Below are 21,771 nucleotides of genomic sequence, written 5' to 3' on the forward strand. Positions count from 1 at the left end.
GGCAAACGATTTACAAACTCCCTCTTTTTGCCCCGGAACGTGAGCAACAAGGTCGCGACGGGGTACCGGGTTGGATATAATGCGCCCGCTTTTTTCTTAAGGAACGATCATGACTCAAGATGAAATGAAGAAGGCGGCCGGTTGGGCTGCGCTCAAGTATGTGGTTCCCGGCACCATCGTCGGGGTGGGCACCGGCTCTACCGTCAACCACTTTATCGACGCGCTGGCGACCATGAAGGACGAGATCAAGGGGGCGGTATCCAGCTCCGTGGCTTCTACCGAGCGCCTCAAGGGCTTCGGCATCACCGTATATGATCTCAACGAGATCGACGCCCTCTCCGTCTATGTGGATGGCGCCGACGAGATCAACGCAACCCGCGACATGATCAAGGGCGGTGGCGCAGCCCTGACCCGCGAGAAGATCGTTGCCGCCGTCGCTGACAAGTTCATCTGCATCATCGACAACACCAAGACCGTCGACGTGCTGGGCCAGTTCCCGCTGCCGGTGGAAGTGATCCCGATGGCCCGCGAATACGTGGCCCGCGAAATCCGCAAACTGGGTGGCAACCCGGTGTGGCGTGAAGGGGTAGTCACCGACAACGGCAACCACATTCTGGATGTGAAAGGGATGGCCATTACCGACCCCAAGGCGCTGGAAGTACGACTGAACGCCATTGTTGGTGTGGTCACCAACGGCCTGTTCGCCGCGCGCGGCGCCGATGTGGTCCTGATCGGTACGCCGGACGGCGTGATTACTCAGTAATCCCGACACCGGTAACACAGTGCAGCGGCATCCTCCCTCGCTCGCCAGCGCCACTCTGTAACCTCTGACGCAACAGCGGCGTTGATTGAGCCCCGGGATGGGATATGACCCAAACATTGCACTGTGAATAAATGACGGCGCCTGATGGCGCCGTTTTTATTTATCCCTCAACAAGTTGCATACGGATGTTTACAACATTCGTTGATAACTTCAAAGAATTTGACTTTCGTCACAAATATTCCCTCTCCCAAACGTTTTTGCTACTTTACGGTTTTCTTCGCACACCAAATCTGCACTTACGTTTGCACATACAGAGGGATCGTCATGACTGCCAAGTTTTCGTTGGACAAGGATAAAATCAAGGTTCTGCTGCTGGAGGGGGTTCATCCCAACACCGTAGAGACCTTTCGTGCCGCAGGTTACACCAGTGTGGAGTATCTCAAGACCTCGCTCTCCGAAGAGGAGCTGATTGAGCAGATCCGCGACGTCCATTTCATCGGGCTGCGCTCCCGCACCCAGATCACCGAGAAAGTCCTCGACGCCGCCAACAAGCTGGTCGCCATCGGCTGCTTCTGCATCGGTACCAACCAGGTCGAGCTGGAAGCGGCCCAGATCCGCGGTATTCCGGTCTTCAACGCCCCCTTCTCCAACACCCGTTCGGTCGCCGAGCTGGTACTGGGCGAGATCCTGCTGCTGCTGCGCGGCATCCCCGAGAAGAACGCCAAGTGCCATCGCGGCGTGTGGGAAAAACTGGCCAACCGCTCGGTGGAAGCGCGCGGCAAGAAGCTTGGCATCATCGGCTACGGCCACATAGGTACCCAGCTTGGCATCATCGCCGAGAGCATCGGCATGAAAGTTTATTACTACGATATCGAGAACAAGCTCTCGCTGGGCAACGCCATCCAGGTGCCAAGCATGGTCGAGCTGCTCAATATGTCTGACGTCATCAGCCTGCACGTGCCGGAGACCGCCTCCACCAAGAACATGATCGGTGCCGAGCAGCTGCGGATGATGAAACCGGGCGCCATCTTCATCAACGCCGCCCGCGGTACCGTGGTGGATATCGATGCGCTGGCTGACGTCATCAAGAGCGGCCATATTGCCGGCGCAGCCATCGACGTCTTCCCGGTCGAGCCCAAGTCCAACGACGAGGAGTTCCAAAGCCCGCTGCGTGGGCTGGAGAACGTGATCCTGACCCCGCACATCGGTGGCACCACCCATGAAGCGCAGGAGAACATCGGGCTGGAAGTGGCCAACAAGCTGGTCAAATACTCCGACAACGGCTCTACCCTCTCCGCCGTCAACTTCCCGGAAGTGTCGCTGCCGGGCCACAAGGGCTCCAGCCGCCTGCTGCACATTCACCGCAACCAGCCGGGTGTGATGAACCAGATCAACCAGATCTTCGCCGAAGAGGGGATCAACATCGCCGGTCAATACCTGCAGACCAGCAGCCATATCGGTTACGTGGTGATCGACGTGGAGACCGAGCACAGCGAGAAGGCGCTCGCCAAGCTCAAGGAGATCAACGGCACCATCCGTGCCCGCATCCTCCACTGATAGATCCGTGTATCCAAGCAGCAAAAAGCCCGTCATGATGACGGGCTTTTTTACGTTGTGGAGCCTGATAGCTGCGTGATGGCTTACCACCATCCCAACAGGTTGCGGCCCACCAGCGCCCCCCATACCAGGGCGTTCAGGGCTAGCGCGATAAAGACGGCGGCAGAGCCCAAATCCTTGGCGCGACCGGAGAGCTCATGATGCTCGGAGCCAACCCGGTCTACCACAGCTTCGATGGCTGAGTTGAGGATCTCGACGATCACCACCAGCCAGCTGATGACGATAAGCAGCAGGATCTGGTTGAGGGAATCCCCCAGCCAGAAGGCCAGCGGCATCAGCAACAGGATCAGCATCAGCTCCTGCCGAAACGCCGCCTCGTTAATCCAGGCTGACTTGAGCCCCTTCATGCTGTAACCGGTTGCGTTGATGATGCGGGTGACCCCGGTTGCCCCTGGCTTTGCCACGCTATCTACCTCATTTGGAATCGATTTTGGCCTCACATCCTATCAGAGCCCCCCAAGGTTTCAATCAGGGGACTTTTGCTTTATTTTATCTCTTTGCTTTTTCGCCCCTTGCGGCTGACACCACCCACTCGAGACTTGAGTTGTATGTCCATTCACACAGATGAATTGCGCACCCGTCGCCTGGAGTCACTGATCACTCCGAGCGAGCTTGCACACGCGTTTCCGATCACCGATACCATTGCCCAGAATCTGCTGGATGCCCGTCGCGAAGTGGAAGCCATTCTGGCCGGAGACGATCAGCGCCTGCTGGTCATTGTCGGCCCCTGCTCTATCCATGATCCCGCTGCTGCTCGCGAGTATGCCCTGCGCCTCAACGCCCTGCGCGAGCAGTATAAAGAGAGTCTCTGCATCGTGATGCGCACCTACTTCGAGAAGCCGCGCACCATCGTCGGCTGGAAAGGGCTGATCAATGACCCGCGCCTTGATGGCAGTTTCGATGTCAACGAAGGGCTGAAACTGGCGCGCAAACTGCTGGTCGACATCAACGAGATCGGCATGCCCACCGCCACCGAATTCCTCGATATGGTGACCGGCCAGTATATTGCCGACCTCATCACCTGGGGCGCCATCGGCGCTCGTACCACCGAATCCCAGGTACACCGCGAGATGGCTTCGGCCCTCTCCTGCCCGGTCGGCTTCAAGAACGGCACCGACGGCAATACCCGCATCGCCATCGATGCGGTACGCGCCGCCCGCCACAGCCACATCTTCTATTCGCCGGACAAAGACGGCAAGATGACCATCTACCGCACCGCCGGTAACCCCTTTGGTCATGTGATCCTGCGTGGCGGCCACCGACCCAACTACGACACCGCCAGTGTCGATGAAGCCTGTGAAGCGTTGGCCGATGTGGGCCTGCCGGAGCGTCTGGTGGTCGATTTCAGCCACGGCAACAGCATGAAGGATCACCGCCGTCAGCTGCTGGTGGCGCAAGATATCTGCGATCAGCTGCGCCGCGGCCGTACCGGCATCGCCGGCATCATGGCAGAAAGCTTCCTGGTGGAAGGGCGTCAGGATGTGGAGAACGGCTGCGCCGCCACCTTTGGCCAGAGCATCACAGATGCCTGCCTGTCATGGAGCGACACCGAAACCCTGCTGGCGATGCTGGCCGAAGCCGCACAGGTGCGCCTGAGCAAACAGGCTTGAACTGCGAATAAAACCAATGGGGCCGGTATTTTTGATACCGGCCCCTTCTTCTTGCTGTCAGCCGATTACGCTTCGCTAATCGGCCCTACATGCGCCCTCTTTCCTGTACACCCTACTTACAAACTGGGCATAAACCACACGCGCCCTGCCGCTTCGATGCGGTCGGTGCGGATCTGGAATACCTGCGCCAGCAGCGCCTCATCCACCAGCTCGACACCCCCTTCTCGCACCACCGCGCCCCTTTGCAGGCAGAGAATGCGGTCGGCCCAGTCGATGGCCAGATTGATATCGTGGATGGCGAGCACCACCAGCAAACCCTGAGCGGCCAGGGTTTTCAGCAAGCGCAACAGCGCCAGCTGATGATGCAGATCGAGCCCCGCCAGCGGCTCGTCCAGCAGCAGCACCTTGCCGGTCGGATTGAGGACCGGCCACACCTGCAGCAGGGTGCGGGCAATCAGCACCCGCTGCTGCTCGCCCCCCGACAACCGGCTGAAGTCACGAGCCAGCAAAGCTTCCAGCTCCAATACCTCGCACAATGCATTTATCGCCTCGTTCTGTCTGGCGGGCGCAACCGCCTCATTGAGCCCGAGGCTCAACACCTGAAACACCGGAATATGAAACAGCTGGGGCTGACGCTGGGGCAGCATGGCACGCCGTTTGGCAAGCTCGGGCCAACTCAGGTCAGTAAGCACTTCCCCCCCCAGCAGCACTGTGCCATCGGCGGGTAAAATCCCCGCCAGCGCCCCGAGCAGGGTCGACTTGCCACTGCCATTGGGGCCAAGCAGCGCCACCAACTGGCCGCCATGCCAGCAGATATCCAGGGGAGAGAGCCGTCCAGCAATGGCGAGTGCGCGCGCCTCCAGCAGCGGCGCAGCAGCACGAGAAGAAACCGGCATGGGATCAGCGGGCGACATCGGCATCTTGCCTCAACAACGGGTAAATAAGGAGACTGCGCGCCCCGACCAAATCATGCAGCACCATCGGCAGTTTGCCTCAATAGCAGGTAGATAAAGAGCGGCGCCCCCACCGAGGCAGTGATGACGCCGATAGGCAACTCCCCCGCGCTCAGGGTGGATCGAGCAACCAGATCGGCCGCCAGCAGCAGGGCCCCGCCGCCAAGCGCCGAAGCAGGCAGCAGAAAGCGCTGATCGCTGCCACCGCAGAGCCGCAGCAGATGGGGCACCACCAACCCGACAAAACCGATGACACCACACAACGACACCGCCACACCGGTCAGCAGACAGACCGCCAGCACCAGCCGCACCCGCATCTTGTCGACATCCATCCCCATCAAGCGGGCCTGAGTCTCTCCCAACAACAACTGTTGCAGTGCCTTGCCCTGCCAGCAGAGCCAGCCCAGGGTGAGCGGCAGCACCAGCCACCACCAGCCGAACTGCTGGCTGCCGTAAGAGAGGCTGCCCATCATCCAGAACATGAATTCACGCAAGGAGCCATCATCGGCAAAGTACATCAACCAGGTCATGGCGGCATTGGTGAGAATGCCGATGGCCACCCCAAACAATAGCAAGCGGGCATGGCCGAGACGCGCCCGGCGAGCCAGCCGAATGAGCAGCATGGTCACCAGCAAGGCGCCACCAAAGGCCGCCAGCGACAGCCCCCAGCCGGGCAGATAGAGGCCGAGGGACTTGGCCACCGCCATCGCCACCATGGCGGCAAGGCCAGCGCCGCTCGAGACACCAAGCAGCCCGGGTTCGGCCACCGGGTTGTGCAGCATCACCTGCAATACGGCGCCGCCACAGGCAAGGGCTGCGCCAGCCAAGAGGGCCAGCAAGGCGCGCGGCAGGCGCAGCTCCAGCAGGATGCGCTGTTCGAGCTCGCCAAGAGGCCGCCAGGGCAGCAGCACAAACTCGCCCCAGACGAGGGAGAAGAGAAACAGCAGCAGGGTCAGCAGCGTCAGGCCACAGAGCCAGCGCCGCTGCCAGCGCTGTTGGCGGGCGATAAGGGAGAGGTACAAGGATGATCCCCGAATAACAAGGCTTCCCCCCGGCACAGTCGCAGCGTCGGGGGGAAGCAGGAAAAGGGCATGATAACAGTGGCTTGCCACCCAAGGTCAAGGCTGGTAACGCTTTGCCATCACGCTTATCTCGCCGCTGGCCACCAGATTTTGCAGCGCCACCAGCAAAGGCTGGCGCAGTGACTGGTGAGGTGAGTGCTTGCTCATCCCCAGATAGAGGGTCACCGGCGTGGCGGGGCGGTAGTCCGCCTTGCCTATCCGGCTTGCATTTCCCTGACTCAGGGCATAGTCCACCTGGCAGTCGGTGCCAATCATCAGCGGCAGGTGACCGCGCTGCACCATGCGCAGCAGCTGATCTTCGGTGGGTACTCCGTGCTTGTCGAGGCGGCTGTCACTGTTGAAGGGCTCAAAGTAGGCAGAGTTGAGCACATAGCCCACCTTCTCCCCCTGCAGATCGCGGTATTGGTGGATCCGGGCCACATTGACCGGCTGACCATAAAACGCGGGCCAGCACTGATAGTAGGCAGGCTGCAGATAGTCGATAAACTGCGCCCGCTCGGCGGTATAGGCGAGGCCAATCATCAGATCGACCTGACCGGTCTGCATCTGCTTGAGCGCCCTGCCCCACGGCATCCGCCGTACCTGCAACTCAATGCCGCTCGCCTGTTGCAACCGGCGCAGGATGTCCATGTCGAGCCCCTGCAACCGGCCATCCGCTTGCAGGATGCGAAATGGCGGCCACAGATCGGTGGCCACCGTCAGCGTCGGGGTCGCTCGCACCGGCATGGCAAATAACAGTAACAACACAATCCCGCATAACTTGCCCATCCCGTCGCATACCTCGCACGGCTTATCCTGTTGGTTAAAAATACCCTCCCGCACCACGTATGAAAACCCGTGGTTCAGGGATAAAATGCGCCGGATTTTCAAGGAGAACCCTATGAACCCGATTTTCGCCAGTATCGGTCTGCTGCTCTGCAGCAACGTCTTTATGACCTTCGCCTGGTACGCTCACCTCAAGAGCATGAACCATAAACCCTGGATCATTGCCGCCCTGGTGAGCTGGGGTATCGCCCTGTTCGAATACCTGCTGCAAGTGCCTGCCAACCGCATCGGCCATACGGTGATGAGCGTGGGCCAACTTAAAATCCTGCAAGAAGTGATCACACTCACCGTATTCGTCCCCTTCTCTATCTTCTATCTCAAGGAAGATCTGAAATGGGACTATCTCTGGGCAGGGCTCTGCATTCTCGGTGCGGTCTTTTTTGTCTTTCGCGAGAAACTGACCGGCGCCTGAGGCTGTACACTCAATATCATCCCGCTCATGGCATCTCATTGATCGACGAGGCAAAAAAATGGAATTGCGAGACATGTTACAGATCCTGGCCAAGCAGGATGGCTCAGACCTCTATCTGTCGACCGGCGCGCCCCCCTGCGCCAAGTTTAACGGCGGCCTGCGCCCCCTCAACGAAACGCCGCTGGAGCCGGGTGAAGTGGCGCGGATCGCCGCCGAGATCATGGATGGCGAGCAGAAGCAGCAGTTCGAGAAGGATCTGGAGATGAACCTTGCCATCTCCCTGCCCCAGATCGGCCGCTTTCGGGTCAACATCTTCAAACAGCGTAACGAAGTCTCTCTGGTGGCCCGCAACATCAAGACCGACATCCCCCGCTTTGAAGATCTCAAACTCCCGCCTGTGTTGCTCGACACCATCATGGAGAAACGCGGTCTGGTACTGTTTGTCGGCGGTACCGGCTCGGGTAAATCTACCTCGCTGGCGGCGCTTATCGACCATCGCAACCGCAACAGCGGTGGCCACATCATCACCATCGAAGATCCGGTGGAGTTCGTTCATCGCCACCGCAAGAGCATCATCAACCAGCGGGAGGTTGGCGTGGATACCCGCAGCTTCCACGCCGCCCTGAAAAACACCCTGCGTCAGGCGCCGGACGTCATTCTTATCGGCGAGATCCGCGATCGCGAGACCATGGAGCATGCGCTGGCCTTCTCCGAAACCGGCCACCTTGCCATCTCCACCCTGCACGCCAACAACGCCAACCAGGCGCTGGATCGCATCATCAACTTCTTCCCCGAGGAGCGCCGCCCGCAACTGCTCAACGATCTGGGCAACAACCTCAAGGCCTTTGTCTCCCAGCGGCTGGTGAAAACCACCGATGGCGGCCGCCGAGCCGCAGTGGAGATCATGCTCGGCACCCACACCATCCGCGACATGATCAAGCGCGGTGAATTTGGCGGCCTCAAGGAGGTGATGGAAAAATCCAAGGCCCTTGGCATGGTCACCTTCGACAGTGCCCTGTTCGATCTGGTGGTGGAAGGGGTGATTGAGGAAGAAGAGGCGGTGAAAAACGCCGACTCGGCCAACAACCTGCGCCTCAAGATCAAGCTGTGGAAGGAGAAGGGGCAGATTGCCAGCAGCAGCGATGCCACCGGCTGGAGCCTCGAACCCACCAAGGACGAGAAGGGCGATTTTTTCTAACCTGTCCCTCGAGAACCCCGGGCCTGCCCGGGGTTCTCTTTATCCAGCACGGCTGGCCCGACTTATCCCTCAGCTCACGCAGATCACAGCCAGTCAGCACCAACGGCGAACGCGCTGGCAATACGCCACATACTCGTCGCCGAAACGGGCATGCAACAGCCGCTCCTCCGGCATGATCTGGAAGCGGGTCAGCCAGGCCACCAGCACGATTGGCCCAACCCAGACCCAACTTCCACCGAGATAACAGCCCCAGGCGGCCAGCCAGCAGAGCAGCCCCAGATACATGGGATTGCGACTGACACGATAGACGCCACAGGTCACCAGACGACTGGTGTGCTGAGGTTTGGTGGGGCTGACCGTGGTCTGGTGGTGACGAAACCGTTGCAGGGCACCAAATCCCATGATGGCCCCCGCCACGACCAGCACAGCCATCAGCGCCATTGCCCAGATGCCGGGCTGACTCTCCCCTCTTAGCCACCACATGGCCCCGGCACAGAGCAGGAAGATCAGCGGTGGTGGCAAACGTAACTCAAGATTGACCATTTTCTTCCCCTGACGAGTGTCGGCCGAACCCGTGTTGCGGTAGACTCCCACCCAGTCAGCGCCTGTTGAGAGTGACAAAGATCATAATAATAACAACAAGTTGTGGTTAAACCACCACCAATGTGGCCGACCCCGTCCAAACTATCCAACGCGAACAACAAAAAGGAATCACCATGCACAAGAAAACTCTGCTGGCTACCCTGATCTTCGGCCTGCTCGCGGGCCAAGCCGTTGCGGCTCCCTATCTGCCCCTTGCGACGGATCATCGCAACGGCCAGGAGCAAACCGCCAGCAACGCTTGGTTGGAAGTGGATCTGGGCGCCTTTGAGCACAATATCCAGACCCTCAAGGATCGTCTCGGTGACAAGGGCCCGCAGATCTGCGCCATCATGAAGGCCGACGCTTACGGTCATGGCATCGACCTGCTGGTCCCCTCCGTGGTCAAGGCCAATATCCCCTGCATCGGCATCGCCAGCAACGAAGAGGCCCGCGTAGCCCGCGAGAAGGGCTTTACCGGCCGTCTGATGCGGGTGCGTGCTGCCACCCCGGATGAAGTAGAGCAGGCCCTGCCCTACAAGATGGAGGAGCTGATCGGCAGTCTGGTGAGTGCCCAGGGTATCGCCGATATCGCCCAGCGCCACCACACCACCATTCCGGTGCATATCGCGCTCAACTCCGCCGGCATGAGCCGCAACGGCATCGACCTGCGTCTGGCCGATGCCAAACAGGATGCGCTGGCCATGCTCAAGCTCAAGGGGATCACCCCGGTCGGCATCATGACCCACTTCCCGGTGGAGGAGAAAGAGGACGTCAAGATGGGGCTGGCCCAGTTCAAACTGGACTCCCAGTGGCTGCTGGAAGCGGGCAAGCTGGATCGCAGCAAGATCACCATCCACGCAGCCAACTCTTTCGCCACCCTGGCCGTGCCGGACGCCTACTTCGACATGGTGCGCCCGGGCGGCCTGCTCTACGGTGACTCCATCCCCTCCCATACCGAATACAAGCGGGTGATGGCATTCAAAACCCAGGTCGCCTCGGTCAACCACTATGCCGCGGGCAACACCGTCGGTTATGACCGCACCTTTACTCTCAAGCGTGACTCCTGGCTCGCCAACCTGCCGCTGGGCTACTCCGATGGCTATCGCCGCGCCCTCAGCAACAAAGCCTATGTGCTGATCCAGGGTCAGAAGGTGCCGGTGGTCGGCAAGACTTCCATGAACACCATCATGGTGGATGTGACGGATCTGAAAGGGGTGAAACCCGGTGACGAGGTGGTGCTGTTTGGCCGTCAGGGTGAAACCGAAGTGAAACAGGCGGATCTGGAGGAGTACAACGGCGCCCTGCTGGCGGACATGTACACCATCTGGGGCTACACCAACCCCAAAAAGATCAAACGCTGATCACGCGATATGAAAAAGGGCTCCCGCGGGAGCCCTTGTTGTTTGGTATTAAATGATGTTGCGTTTAAGCGGCCTTTTTTCGGGTCACAAACAGACTCAGCCCCATGGATGCCAGCAGGATCAACGCGACTACGCCCAGTGCTATGCCGGTCGGGATCTTGAAGATATCCAGCAGCAGCATCTTGACCCCGATAAACATCAGGATCAGCGCCAGACCGTATTTGAGCAGGGCGAAGCGATCAGCCACACCCGCCAGCAGGAAGTACATGGCACGCAGACCCATGATGGCGAAGATGTTGGAGGTCAGCACGATGAAGGGATCCGTGGTCACCGCGAAGATGGCCGGGATACTGTCCACCGCGAAGATAAGGTCGCTCACCTCCACCAGCACCAGGATCAACAGCAGCGGGGTGGCATAGCGCACACCGTCACGCCAGACGAAAAACTTCTCCCCTTCCAGGGTCTCGGTCACCTTGAAACGACGGCGCATCCAGCCTAGCAGCGGATTGTTGGCCAGATCCGGCTCCTTGTCGGCCGCCCACAGCATCTTGGCACCGGTCAGCAGCAGGAAAGCGCCAAACAGATAGAGGATCCAGTGGAACTGCTCGATGAGCCAGCTGCCCGCGAACACCATACCGGCCCGCATCACGATGGCACCCAGTACCCCGTAGAGCAGCACCCGGCGCTGTAGCTCGGCCGGAATGGCAAAGTAGCCGAACAGCATCAGCCAGACGAAGACGTTGTCCACTGCCAGCGCTTTCTCGATGAGGTAGCCGGTGAGGAACTCCAGCCCTTTCTGGTTGGCGATTTCACGGCCCGCGCTGTGATCGAGCCAGAGCCAGATGGCCAGGTTGAAGAGCAGCGCCACGCTGACCCAGATGAGGGACCAGACACCCGCCTCTTTGAGGGACACCTTGTGTGACTTGCCGCCACCGACAAAGCGTATGTCTATCCATAACAGGACCAGCACTATGCTGAAGAAACCGGTCCACATCCACCATTCACCCATGTTCACTTCTCCCAAAAACGACAAAACCCACGACCGAGAGGCGTGGGTTTGCGTTTGGAGCAGATACACCTTGCCTCTCGGCAAGGTCTCACTTACAGCTGATTTGCATCAACTGCCCGGCTGCCGGGTGCACTGCAGGAAATGGGTGCACCGTAATGACGACAAACCGGCGAGAAGTTACTCCCCTTGTTGCGCGGATAGTAGCAGCGGTAAAAGATAACGCCAAGAGGCATCTTCACTGCCGTCAAAAATAAATCGGGGCCCCATCAAGGAGCCCCGCAAACAGGTTCAACACATCCCCATCAGAGCGGATCGACCTTGAGGCAGGAGACCGCGTGATCGAAGTTCCCCTCCAGCACGGGGCGGGTCTTGGCGCACTCGGGGCCAGCCACCGGGCAGCGGGTGCGGAACACGCAACCGGACGGCGGGTTCATCGGTGAGGGCAAATCCCCCTCCAGGATCTGGATCACCTTGTTGCGCTCCAGCTCAGGGTCCGGGATCGGCACCGCTGACATCAGCGCCTTGGTGTAGGGGTGCAACGGGTTGGCGAAGATCTCCTTGCGGGTCCCCAACTCGACGGCGTTGCCCAGATACATCACCAGCACCCGATCGGAGATATGCTTGACCACCGACAGGTCGTGGGCGATGAAGATGAGCGACAGCCCCATCTCCTTTTGCAGGGATTTGAGCAGGTTGACCACCTGCGCCTGAATGGAGACATCAAGCGCCGAGACCGGCTCGTCGCAGATGATCATCTTGGGCTCGAGGATCAGCGCCCGGGCAATCCCGATCCGCTGGCACTGGCCGCCAGAAAACTCGTGCGGATAGCGGTTGACCAGGTTGGGCAACAACCCCACCTTGCTCATCATGGCGCGCACCTTCTCCTTCACCTCTTCCCGTGGCAGGTTGGGATAGAAGGTGATGAGCGGCTCGGCGATGATGTCGCCAATGGTCATGCGCGGGTTCAGGGAGGCCAGCGGGTCCTGGAAGATCATCTGGATCTCTTTGCGCTTCTCGCGCAGGGCATTCTGATCGAGCTTGGTGAGATCGTCACCCAGCCACACCACCTTGCCATCGGTGGCCGGTACCAGACCGATGATGGCGCGGGCAAAGGTCGATTTGCCGCAGCCGGACTCCCCCACCACGCCGAGGGTTTCCCCCTCATAGAGACGCAAGGTCACGCCATCGACCGCCTTGAGGTCAGACGGCTTGGCCCAGGGCCACGCCTTGCCACTCTTGATACTGAAGTGGACCTTGAGGTCAGACACTTCCAACAGCAATTTTTTGTCGGCACCCATTTAGTTGGCCCCCTTGTTCATGGCATCCGAAACCCAGTGGCAAGCACGCTCCCGACCGTCGTTGAACGGGGTCAGGATCGGTGACTGCTGGCCGCAAATCTCGCTGACCCGGTGGCAACGCTCCTGGAAGGGGCAGCCAGTCGGCAGACGCAGCAGGTTGGGCGGATTGCCCGGGATGGTGGGCAGCACTTCCCCTTCGGTATCGAGACGAGGAATGGCGCGCAGCAGGCCTTCGGTGTAGGGGTGGCTCGGACGATAGAAGATATCGTCTACCTTGCCGTACTCCATGGTACGACCGGCATACATCACCAGCACCTTGTTGCAGATACCGGCGACCACGCCAAGGTCATGGGTGATCATGATGATGGCGGTGTTGAACTCGCGCTTGAGCTCGTTCATCAGAGTCATGATCTGGGCCTGTACGGTCACGTCGAGTGCGGTAGTCGGTTCGTCGGCGATCAGCAGTTGCGGCCGGCAGAGCAGCGCCATGGCGATCATCACCCGCTGGCGCATGCCACCCGAGAACTCGTGGGGATACATGCCCATCCGCTTGCGCGCTTCGGGAATTTTCACCGCATCGAGCATCCGCACCGACTCTTCGAACGCTTCCGCCTTGCTAACGCCCTTATGCAACATCAGCACTTCCATCAGCTGATCCTGCACCTTCATGTAGGGGTTGAGCGAGGTCATGGGGTCCTGGAAGATCATGGCGATCTTCTCGGAACGGATCTTGTTGAGCTTGGACTCCGGCAGGTTGAGGATCTCTTCGCCCTGAAACTTGGCGGAACCGGTAATAATGCCGTTCTTGGCCAGCAGCCCCATGATGGCAAAGGCCGTCTGGGATTTGCCAGAGCCGGATTCACCGACGATCCCCAGGGTTTCACCCGCAGAGAGAGAAAAGTTGAGGTCGTTGACCGCCACCACATTGCCGTCCGGGGTCTTGAACTCGACCCGCAGATCTTTCACATCCAGTAACTTCATATAAAAACTCCTTATCGATCTTTCGTGATGCTTTCCTGTCGATCCGATGCTCGATTAACGATCTTTCGGATCGAGGGCGTCACGCAGACCATCCCCGAGGAAGTTGAAGCAAAACAGGGTCACCACCATAAAGCAGGCGGGGAACAGCAGTTGCCAGATGGCCACTTCCATCGACTTGGAGCCTTCATCCAGCAGGGCACCCCAGCTGGTCATCGGTTCCTGAACACCAAGGCCCAGGAAACTCAGGAAGGATTCAAACATGATCATCCCCGGCACCAGCAAGGTGGCGTAGACAGCCACGATACCGAGTACGTTCGGTACGATGTGACGGGTGATGATCTTCCACTTGGAGACGCCACAGACGTGGGCTGCCTCGATAAACTCCTTGCTCTTGAGGCTGAGAGTCTGGCCCCGCACGATCCGTGCCATGTCGAGCCAGCTCACCGCCCCGATGGCGATAAAGATGAGCGCCAGATTGCGGCCAAAGAAAGTGACCAGCATGATGACAAAGAACATGAAGGGGAAGGCGTTGAGGATCTCCAGTACCCGCATCATCAGGCTGTCGACCCGCCCGCCGATAAAACCGGAGGCAGCGCCATACAAAGTACCGATGATGACCGCCACCATAGCGCCCATGATGCCGACCATCAGGGAGATGCGACCGCCCAGCAGGGTACGCACGAACAGATCGCGCCCCAGACTGTCGGTTCCGAAGTAGTGACCCGCTTCCATATCGGGCGGCGACTGCATGGCGCCCCAGTCCGGATCGTCAAAGGTGTATTGGGACAAATGGGGGCCAAAGATGACCGCCAGACCGATGATGGTCAGAATGATCAGGCTGGTCAGGGCCGCCTTGTTGCGCAGGAAACGGCGACGGGCATCCTTCCACAGGGAGCGCCCCTCCACCACTTCCACTTTTTGCGCGAACGCCTCGACGGCATCGCGTTTTTCAGTTGAAACAACCATGATGAACTCCCGAATTAGTAACGGATCTTGGGATCGATAAAGGCGTAGAGAATATCGACCACTGCGTTAAAGGTGATGGTGAGGGCGCCGACCAGAATGGTCAGACCGAGCACCATGGAGTAATCACGGTTAAGGGCACCGTTGACGAACAGCTGACCGATCCCCGGCAGGCCGAAGATGGTCTCGATCACCACGGAACCTGTGATGATGCCGACAAAGGCCGGGCCCAGATAGGAGACCACTGGCAGCATGGCCGGACGCAGCGCGTGTTTCAGGATGATGTGGCGCAGCGGCAAGCCCTTGGCACGGGCGGTACGGATGAAGTTGGAGTTCATGGTCTCGATCATGCTGCCCCGCATGATCCGCGAGATGGCAGAGATGTAGTACATCATCATGCCGAACACCGGCAGCACCATAAACTGGATGCCACCACCCTGCCATCCACCGGCAGGGAACCAACCCAGATGAATACTGAAAAACAGCACCAGCAAGGGCGCCAGCACAAAGCCCGGGATCACCACCCCGGCCATGGCCGACGACATCAGTAGATAGTCGATGATGGTGTTCTGTTTCAGTGCCGCTATGGTGCCGAAGGTGACCCCCAGCAGCACGGCGAAGAAGAAGGCCGTGGTCCCGATCTTGGCGGAAACAGGCAGCGCCTGACTCACCAGATCATTGACGGTGAAATCTTTGTATTTGAAAGAGGGGCCCAAATCACCCTGCACCAGGTTGCCCAGGTAGGTGAGATATTGCATGCCAATGGGTTTGTCGAGCCCATATTTGGCCTCGATGTTGGCGATGACTTCGGGGGGCAGTGAACGCTCGCTGGTAAAGGGGTTACCCGGGGCGAAACGCATCATGAAGAAAGAGACGGTGATCAAGACCAGCAGAGTCGGGATCGCTTCCAATAGCCGTTTAAAAATGAATTTCAACATAGACATTTCCTGTCCTGTACTGCTTCCAAATGGTCGCGGTTGTAATAAAGGCCCGCCGTCCGGCGGGCCCTGCTTGTTATGCGACTTGTTGCTTTAAATCAGTGAGCAATGATGTACATATCTTTGCTGTAGAGGTTATCCAGCGGGTTGGCCGGATAGCCGCCTACATAGGGTTTGACCATACGGGCAGTCACGTACTGGTAGATGGGGGCGATCGGCATGTCCTTGGCCAGGATCTCTTCAGCCTGGACGTAGAGCTTGTTGCGGGCCGCCACATCAACCTGATCACGGGATGAATCCATCAGCTTGTCGAACTCCGGATTGGAGTACTTGCCGTCGTTGTTGCCGTGGGTGGTCTGCATCAGATCCAGCATGGAGGAGGCTTCGTTGTAGTCGGCGATCCAGCCGGCACGACCTACATCAAACTGACCCTGTTTCTTGGTTTCCAGGTAAGTTTTCCACTCCTGGTTGACCAGGCTCACCTGCACCCCCAGCTTCTTCCACATGGAGGCCACGGCCACAGCCACTTTCTTGTGGTTGTCATCGGTGTTGTAGAGCAGCTCGAACTTCAGCGGCTTGCTGGCATCGAAACCGGCCTCTTGCAGCAGCGCCTTGGCCTTGGCATCACGCTCGGCCTGGGTCATCTTCGACCACTCGGGCGCTACCGGCTTGAAGCCATCGACGAAGTCCGGCACCAGGGTGTAACCCGGCGTCTGACCCTGACCCATCACCTTGTCGGCGATCACGTTGCGATCGATGGCATAGGAGAGCGCAGTACGGACGCGCACATCATCAAACGGCTTCTTCTTGACGTTGTACTGGTAGTAGTAAGTACCAACATAACCGGTCACTTTCAGCTCGTCCGGCTTCTCTTTCTTCATCTGCTTGAAGCGCTCGATGGGCATCTGGTAGGTGATGTCCACTTCGCCCGCCAGATAGCGGCTCAGGTCAGCGTTGGTAGACTGGATGGGCAGATAGACCACCTTGTTGATGACGGTCTTGCCATCGTTCCAGTAGTGCTTGTTACGCTCCACTTCGACGCGCTCGTTCACCACCCAGTTCTTCAGGGTATAGGCACCGTTGGATACCATATTTTCCGGCTGGGTCCACTTGTCACCGAACTTCTCGATCACCTTCTTCGGTACCGGATAGGTGGTGGTGTGGGAGAGCATGCTGACGAAGTAAGGGATCGCTTTCTCGAGCTGCACTTCGAAGGTGTAGTCGTCGGTCGCCTTCACGCCCAGCGTATCAGCCGGCTTTTTACCTGCGATGATCTCGGAGGCATTGGCAATGGTCGGGATCTCCAGATACCAGGAGTAAGGAGAGGCGGTTTTCGGATCAACGGCACGCTGGAAAGCAAAAACGAAATCGTGGGCAGTGACCGGGTCACCGTTGGACCACTTGGCATCTTTGCGCAGGTGGAAGACGTAGTGCTTGTTATCCTTGGTTTCCCAGGATTCAGCCACCGCCGGGAGAATTTCCCCTTTAGGGCCGGATGCAACGAGACCCTCGAACAGGTCGCGCAGGATATTGGATTCGACCGTTCCTTCGGTCTTGTGCGGGTCAAGGGTCGCAGGCTCGGAGCCGTTGCCTTTTACCAGTTGCTGGACTTCAGCCAGCTTGGTTCCCGCCGGAACATCGGCAGCCTGAGCCACATTGACGCCACCAAACAGTGCAGCCACCAGCAATGTGTTAATCATTGTTTTTTTATGAGTCATTTCCCTACTCCAACAAGAACATTCCATGCGTTTTTTAAAGTGACGGGGTTAAAACCCGCTCCCAGCATAATTCCCTGCCAATTCCGATAATGCAACAGATATTGTCAGGGTAATCGTCATTTTCTGGTCAAAAAATCAGCTGAGGTGCGCTTTTTCAGTATTAAAACACCGGTAAAGCGCTCATTTTTCACACAAACGACCGATTCTAGAAAAGACCGGGCAAAAAGCAACCAATAAAAAGCCGGTCACGAGGACCGGCTTTCATAAAGCGGAGCTGGCTCACATCAAACTGGGGAAAACCCCCTTGATACCGGCCACCATGATCTCGATACCCAGCGACATCATGATAAGACCCATGATACGGGTCACCACGTTGATGCCGGTGTTGCCCATGATCTTGAACAGCAGCGGCGCGGCGCGGAAGATGAGCCAGGAGCAGAAAGAGAAGACCACGACAACCACTGACATGCCGAGCAGCTGCTGCCAGTGGCTCTGGCTGGCATAGACAATCACCGAGGAGATAGCACCGGGGCCCGCCATCAGCGGCAGCGCCAACGGCACCACGGCGATAGACTCGCGCACCGCCAGTTCACCCTTCTCCTGTTTGTTGTGCTTCACCTCGCCCAGCTTGCCCTGCAGCATCGACCAGGCAATCAGGGTAATCAGCGACCCACCGGCGATCCGGAACGATGCCAGCGAGATGCCAAACCCATCGAGGATCAGTTGCCCCATATACATGGAGACCAGCAGGATCACCATCACCGCGATATTGGCGGTGGTATTGGTTTTCATCCGCTCGGCCTGGGTATGGTGGCTGGTCAGGCTGACAAACACCGGCAACAAACCAAGCGGGTTGATAATTGCGAACAAACCGACAAAAAACTTCAGATACAACGAGACGTCAATTGCTGCCATAGGCGCCTTCCAATAGAGTTTCGGGCCCAGCGGGCCAGTCCATTAATTTCGTGCGTAAATTTACATCATAGCCAGAGCGGGCACCAATCAAATAATCTCACCATTTTGAGGGTTTTTTAGTTAGTTCATCTAATGCATCCGCGCTAACTGGCATAAACCGATGCCAAAAGCCCTTTCTACCGCCCGACACGCGTTAGAAAAGTGAGCGCAAGCCTGCTTAATCATGACCAGAGAGTCCGACGGTGACTGACCGAATGACCAAGCGACTCGAGAGGATCCAGGCTTTGCCTTCCCACTATTTCAGGCCAGACATTACTTCATTGACTCGGCAAGAGAGCCACAATGCAAAAACCGGGAAAGGGGGCAGAAATAGCCCCCTTGGGGAATAAAGCGGATTAGTCATGGATTAAAACAACAATCATTTTTGCAACAAACGCTGGAATAAAGTGCGTTTGTCGGTGATTTTGAAACCAATTCACTCATATTTGCTAACCTATACCGCCAAAATAGCTCTGTAATACTATGGCCTAGTGCAATTAACCACTTGATAAATGTGGTTTATTGCTCTGCATTAACAAGTCTCTCACCTTTCCCTTTGATGCACATTCCGATAACATCAGTCAAACAAGGATTGTGAAATAAAATTTCTTTTGTTCTTTTGTTACACATGATCCAGATCAAGTTTTTCTGAGTCAGCCCCGCTCTATAATCGACTCAGAAAGCGATTTAGTAAGGCATGTGAAAAAGCTGTTGCAACGATACCGTCTTGACAGGGCGACTATAATTGCCGGGCATTGCCAACGTCTTACTAAACAGTTTTCAAATAATCAGGAGATAAACATGGCAGTAACCAATTTGGCTGAACTGGATGCACTGGTCGCCCGCGTTAAGGAAGCCCAGCGTGAATTCGCCAGCTTCTCTCAAGAGCAGGTAGACAAGATCTTCCGTGCCGCCGCCCTGGCCGCCAACAACGCCCGTATCCCCCTCGCCCAGATGGCCGTGGAAGAATCCGGTATGGGTATCATCGAAGACAAGGTTATCAAGAACCACTTCGCCTCCGAATACATCTACAACAAGTACAAAGACGAGAAGACCTGCGGCATTCTGAGCGAAGATGATCAGATGGGCACCATCACCATCGCCGAGCCGGTAGGTATCATTTGTGGTATCGTTCCGACCACCAACCCGACCTCCACTGCGATCTTCAAATCCATGATCGCGCTCAAGACCCGCAACGCCATCATCTTCTCCCCGCACCCCCGCGCCAAGAACTCCACCAATACCGCTGCCAAGCTGGTACTGGATGCAGCTGTTGCCGCTGGTGCACCGAAAGACATCATCGGCTGGATCGACCAACCGTCCGTTGAGCTCTCCAACGCCCTGATGAAGCACGAAGACATCAACCTGATCCTGGCCACCGGTGGCCCGGGCATGGTGAAAGCAGCCTACTCTTCCGGTAAGCCTGCGATCGGTGTAGGTGCCGGTAACGTGCCTATCGTTATCGACGAAACCGCCGACGTGAAGCGTGCCGTTGCCTCCATCCTGATGTCCAAGACTTTCGATAACGGCGTGGTCTGTGCTTCCGAGCAGGCAGTCATCGTTGTTGATGCCATCTACGACCAGGTTAAAGAGCGCTTTGCATCCCACAAGGGCCACGTGCTCTCCAAAGAAGATGCTGACAAGGTACGTAAAGTCATCCTGATCAACGGTGCCCTGAACGCCAACATCGTTGGCCAGCCAGCCACCAAGATTGCCGAGATGGCAGGCGTGACTGTACCGGCTGATACCAAGATCCTGATTGGTGAAGGCGTCAAGCTGTGTGCAGAAGATGAGTTTGCTCACGAGAAATTGTCCCCGCTGCTCGGTATGTTCCGTGCAAGCAGCTTCGAAAACGCCGTTGATATGGCCTGTGACATGGTCAACATCGGTGGTATCGGCCACACCTCAGGTCTGTACACCGACCAGGACCGCAACGCTGACCGCATCAAGTACTTCGGCGACAAGATGAAGACCGCGCGTATCCTGATCAACACTCCGTCTACCCAAGGCGGTATCGGTGACCTGTACAACTTCGCAATGGCACCGTCCCTGACCCTGGGTTGCGGCTCCTGGAGCGGTAACTCCATCTCCGAAAACGTGGGTCCGAAGCACCTGATCAACAAGAAGACAGTCGCAAAACGGGCAGAAAACATGCTGTGGCACAAACTTCCGAAATCCATCTACTTCCGTCGTGGTTCCCTGCCGATCGCTCTGAGCGACCTGGAAGGTAAAAAGCGTGCCATGGTCGTAACTGACCGCTTCCTGTTCAACAACGGCTACGCCGATGAACTGGTCAGCCTGCTGAAAGCACAGAATATGGAAGTGGAAGTGTTCTACGAAGTAGAAGCTGACCCGACCCTGGCTGTGGTTCGCAAGGGTGCCGAGATGGCCAACTCCTTCAAACCGGACGTTATCCTGGCGCTGGGCGGTGGTTCACCGATGGATGCTGCCAAGATCATGTGGGTGATGTACGAGCACCCGAACACTGCGTTCGAAGACCTGGCCATGCGCTTCATGGACATCCGCAAGCGTATCTACAAGTTCCCGAAAATGGGCGTGAAGGCCGAACTGGTCTGTATCACCACCACTTCCGGTACCGGCTCTGAAGTCACTCCGTTTGCAGTAGTAACCGATGAAGTGTCTGGTCAGAAGTATCCGCTGGCTGACTACGAGCTGACCCCGAACATGGCCATCGTTGATGCCAACCTGGTCATGGGTATGCCGAAGTCCCTGTGTGCCTTCGGCGGTATCGATGCCGTGACTCACGCCATGGAAGCCTATGTTTCCGTACTGGCCAACGAGTACTCCGACGGCCAGGCGCTGCAAGCCCTGAAAATGCTGAAAGAGTACCTGCCGTCCAGCTACCAGAACGGTGCCAACGACCCGATCGCTCGCGAGAAGGTGCACAATGCTGCCACCATCGCCGGTATCGCGTTCGCCAACGCCTTCCTGGGTGTGTGCCACTCCATGGCTCACAAACTGGGTGCCGAGTTCCACATTCCGCACGGTCTGGCTAACGCCCTGCTGATCAGCAACGTCATCCGCTACAACGCGAACGACAACCCGACCAAGCAGACTGCGTTCTCCCAGTACGACCGTCCGCAGGCTCGTCGTCGTTACGCCGAAGTCGCTGACCACCTGGGTCTGACTGCTGCCGGTGACCGCACTGCTGCCAAGATCGAGAAGCTGCTGACCTGGCTGGACGAGCTGAAGGCTACCCTGGGTATCCCGGCCTCTATCCGCGAAGCTGGCGTGACTGAAGCTGACTTCCTGGCCAAGGTTGACCAGCTGGCTATCGAAGCTTTCGATGACCAGTGCACCGGCGCCAACCCGCGCTACCCGCTGATCAGCGAGCTGAAGCAGGTTCTGCTGGACTCCTACTACGGTCGTCCGTTCACCGAAGCCGCTCCGGTAACTGCTGCCCCGGTTGAAGCCAAGGTTGAAGGCAAGAAGAAATCCAAGGCCTGATAACCAGTCCTGAGATAACAAGCCCGCGCACTGCGCGGG

The 21,771-nt window shown here is 57.9% G+C and carries 19 protein-coding genes; 7 read left to right on the plus strand and 12 right to left on the minus strand.

Annotated elements, in window-relative coordinates; genetic code table 11:
• Positions 1-109: 109 nt before the first annotated feature.
• Both rpiA and serA read left to right on the plus strand, forming a co-directional pair.
• Entirely contained in the window at positions 110-763 is a 654-nt protein-coding gene (gene rpiA / locus AB5Z09_RS12790) for a ribose-5-phosphate isomerase RpiA (RefSeq protein ID WP_368195442.1), read from the plus strand.
• Positions 764-1,087: 324 nt separating this feature from the next.
• A complete protein-coding gene (gene serA / locus AB5Z09_RS12795) occupies positions 1,088-2,320 on the plus strand; it encodes a phosphoglycerate dehydrogenase (protein ID WP_005337639.1) in 1,233 nt (410 codons plus the stop codon).
• An 83-nt stretch (positions 2,321-2,403) separates the two neighbouring features.
• On the opposite strand, the gene AB5Z09_RS12800 is transcribed toward serA, so the two are convergent.
• Positions 2,404-2,784, minus strand: a complete 381-nt coding sequence (locus AB5Z09_RS12800; protein ID WP_005337641.1) for a diacylglycerol kinase — start codon at positions 2,782-2,784, stop codon at positions 2,404-2,406.
• 144 nt (positions 2,785-2,928) lie between these two features.
• Between AB5Z09_RS12800 and AB5Z09_RS12805 the strand changes: the two genes are divergently transcribed.
• A complete protein-coding gene (locus AB5Z09_RS12805; protein WP_103252338.1) occupies positions 2,929-3,990 on the plus strand; it encodes a 3-deoxy-7-phosphoheptulonate synthase in 1,062 nt (353 codons plus the stop codon).
• Between the two features lie 116 nt (positions 3,991-4,106).
• On the opposite strand, the gene AB5Z09_RS12810 is transcribed toward AB5Z09_RS12805, so the two are convergent.
• The 3 genes from AB5Z09_RS12810 to AB5Z09_RS12820 all read right to left on the minus strand — a co-directional run bounded on the left by AB5Z09_RS12810 (position 4,107) and on the right by AB5Z09_RS12820 (position 6,793).
• Positions 4,107-4,904, minus strand: a complete 798-nt coding sequence (locus AB5Z09_RS12810; protein WP_201298863.1) for an ATP-binding cassette domain-containing protein — start codon at positions 4,902-4,904, stop codon at positions 4,107-4,109.
• 53 nt (positions 4,905-4,957) lie between these two features.
• Positions 4,958-5,965 carry a vitamin B12 ABC transporter permease BtuC gene (btuC, locus tag AB5Z09_RS12815; protein ID WP_216948889.1) on the minus strand — a complete coding sequence of 336 codons (1,008 nt, stop codon included), beginning with the start codon at positions 5,963-5,965 and terminating at the stop codon, positions 4,958-4,960.
• 96 nt (positions 5,966-6,061) lie between these two features.
• Positions 6,062-6,793 (minus strand): substrate-binding periplasmic protein, encoded by a 732-nt coding sequence (locus AB5Z09_RS12820; protein ID WP_368195443.1) that lies wholly within the window; start codon positions 6,791-6,793, stop codon positions 6,062-6,064.
• 112 nt (positions 6,794-6,905) lie between these two features.
• Here AB5Z09_RS12820 and AB5Z09_RS12825 point away from each other — a divergent pair, with 112 nt between their 5' ends.
• Together AB5Z09_RS12825 and tapW are read left to right on the plus strand one after the other, a co-directional pair.
• Positions 6,906-7,262: a DMT family protein gene (locus tag AB5Z09_RS12825; protein WP_005353120.1), complete on the plus strand. Its 357-nt coding sequence runs from the start codon at positions 6,906-6,908 to the stop codon at positions 7,260-7,262.
• A 58-nt stretch (positions 7,263-7,320) separates the two neighbouring features.
• Positions 7,321-8,460: a type IVa pilus ATPase TapW gene (gene tapW / locus AB5Z09_RS12830; RefSeq protein WP_005361600.1), complete on the plus strand. Its 1,140-nt coding sequence runs from the start codon at positions 7,321-7,323 to the stop codon at positions 8,458-8,460.
• Positions 8,461-8,553: 93 nt separating this feature from the next.
• Here tapW and AB5Z09_RS12835 read toward each other — a convergent pair whose 3' ends face one another.
• Positions 8,554-9,003, minus strand: a complete 450-nt coding sequence (locus tag AB5Z09_RS12835) for an isoprenylcysteine carboxylmethyltransferase family protein (protein WP_019446653.1) — start codon at positions 9,001-9,003, stop codon at positions 8,554-8,556.
• A 173-nt stretch (positions 9,004-9,176) separates the two neighbouring features.
• Between AB5Z09_RS12835 and alr the strand changes: the two genes are divergently transcribed.
• Positions 9,177-10,403, plus strand: a complete 1,227-nt coding sequence (alr, locus tag AB5Z09_RS12840; protein WP_139460685.1) for an alanine racemase — start codon at positions 9,177-9,179, stop codon at positions 10,401-10,403.
• Positions 10,404-10,467: 64 nt separating this feature from the next.
• Here the strand turns inward: alr and AB5Z09_RS12845 are convergent, their stop codons facing one another.
• The 7 genes from AB5Z09_RS12845 to AB5Z09_RS12875 all read right to left on the minus strand — a co-directional run bounded on the left by AB5Z09_RS12845 (position 10,468) and on the right by AB5Z09_RS12875 (position 18,225).
• Positions 10,468-11,412 carry a TerC family protein gene (locus tag AB5Z09_RS12845; RefSeq protein WP_005337664.1) on the minus strand — a complete coding sequence of 315 codons (945 nt, stop codon included), beginning with the start codon at positions 11,410-11,412 and terminating at the stop codon, positions 10,468-10,470.
• Between the two features lie 302 nt (positions 11,413-11,714).
• Positions 11,715-12,710 (minus strand): murein tripeptide/oligopeptide ABC transporter ATP binding protein OppF, encoded by a 996-nt coding sequence (gene oppF, locus AB5Z09_RS12850; RefSeq protein ID WP_005337666.1) that lies wholly within the window; start codon positions 12,708-12,710, stop codon positions 11,715-11,717.
• Positions 12,711-13,691, minus strand: a complete 981-nt coding sequence (locus tag AB5Z09_RS12855) for an ABC transporter ATP-binding protein (protein WP_005337668.1) — start codon at positions 13,689-13,691, stop codon at positions 12,711-12,713. It abuts the gene before it with no gap.
• A 54-nt stretch (positions 13,692-13,745) separates the two neighbouring features.
• Entirely contained in the window at positions 13,746-14,657 is a 912-nt protein-coding gene (gene oppC, locus AB5Z09_RS12860) for an oligopeptide ABC transporter permease OppC (protein WP_005337670.1), read from the minus strand.
• A gap of 14 nt (positions 14,658-14,671) precedes the next feature.
• Positions 14,672-15,592 (minus strand): oligopeptide ABC transporter permease OppB, encoded by a 921-nt coding sequence (gene oppB, locus AB5Z09_RS12865; RefSeq protein WP_005337672.1) that lies wholly within the window; start codon positions 15,590-15,592, stop codon positions 14,672-14,674.
• Positions 15,593-15,690: 98 nt separating this feature from the next.
• Positions 15,691-17,310 (minus strand): ABC transporter substrate-binding protein, encoded by a 1,620-nt coding sequence (locus AB5Z09_RS12870; RefSeq protein WP_042083894.1) that lies wholly within the window; start codon positions 17,308-17,310, stop codon positions 15,691-15,693.
• A 279-nt stretch (positions 17,311-17,589) separates the two neighbouring features.
• Entirely contained in the window at positions 17,590-18,225 is a 636-nt protein-coding gene (locus AB5Z09_RS12875; protein WP_005337678.1) for a YchE family NAAT transporter, read from the minus strand.
• Positions 18,226-19,065: 840 nt separating this feature from the next.
• On the opposite strand from AB5Z09_RS12875, the gene adhE reads away from it, so the two are divergent.
• Positions 19,066-21,732 (plus strand): bifunctional acetaldehyde-CoA/alcohol dehydrogenase, encoded by a 2,667-nt coding sequence (adhE, locus tag AB5Z09_RS12880; protein ID WP_019446648.1) that lies wholly within the window; start codon positions 19,066-19,068, stop codon positions 21,730-21,732.
• Positions 21,733-21,771 lie beyond the last annotated feature (39 nt).

This window comes from Aeromonas sp. R2-2 (assembly GCF_040908355.1).
Classification (GTDB): Bacteria; Pseudomonadota; Gammaproteobacteria; order Enterobacterales; family Aeromonadaceae; genus Aeromonas; species Aeromonas veronii.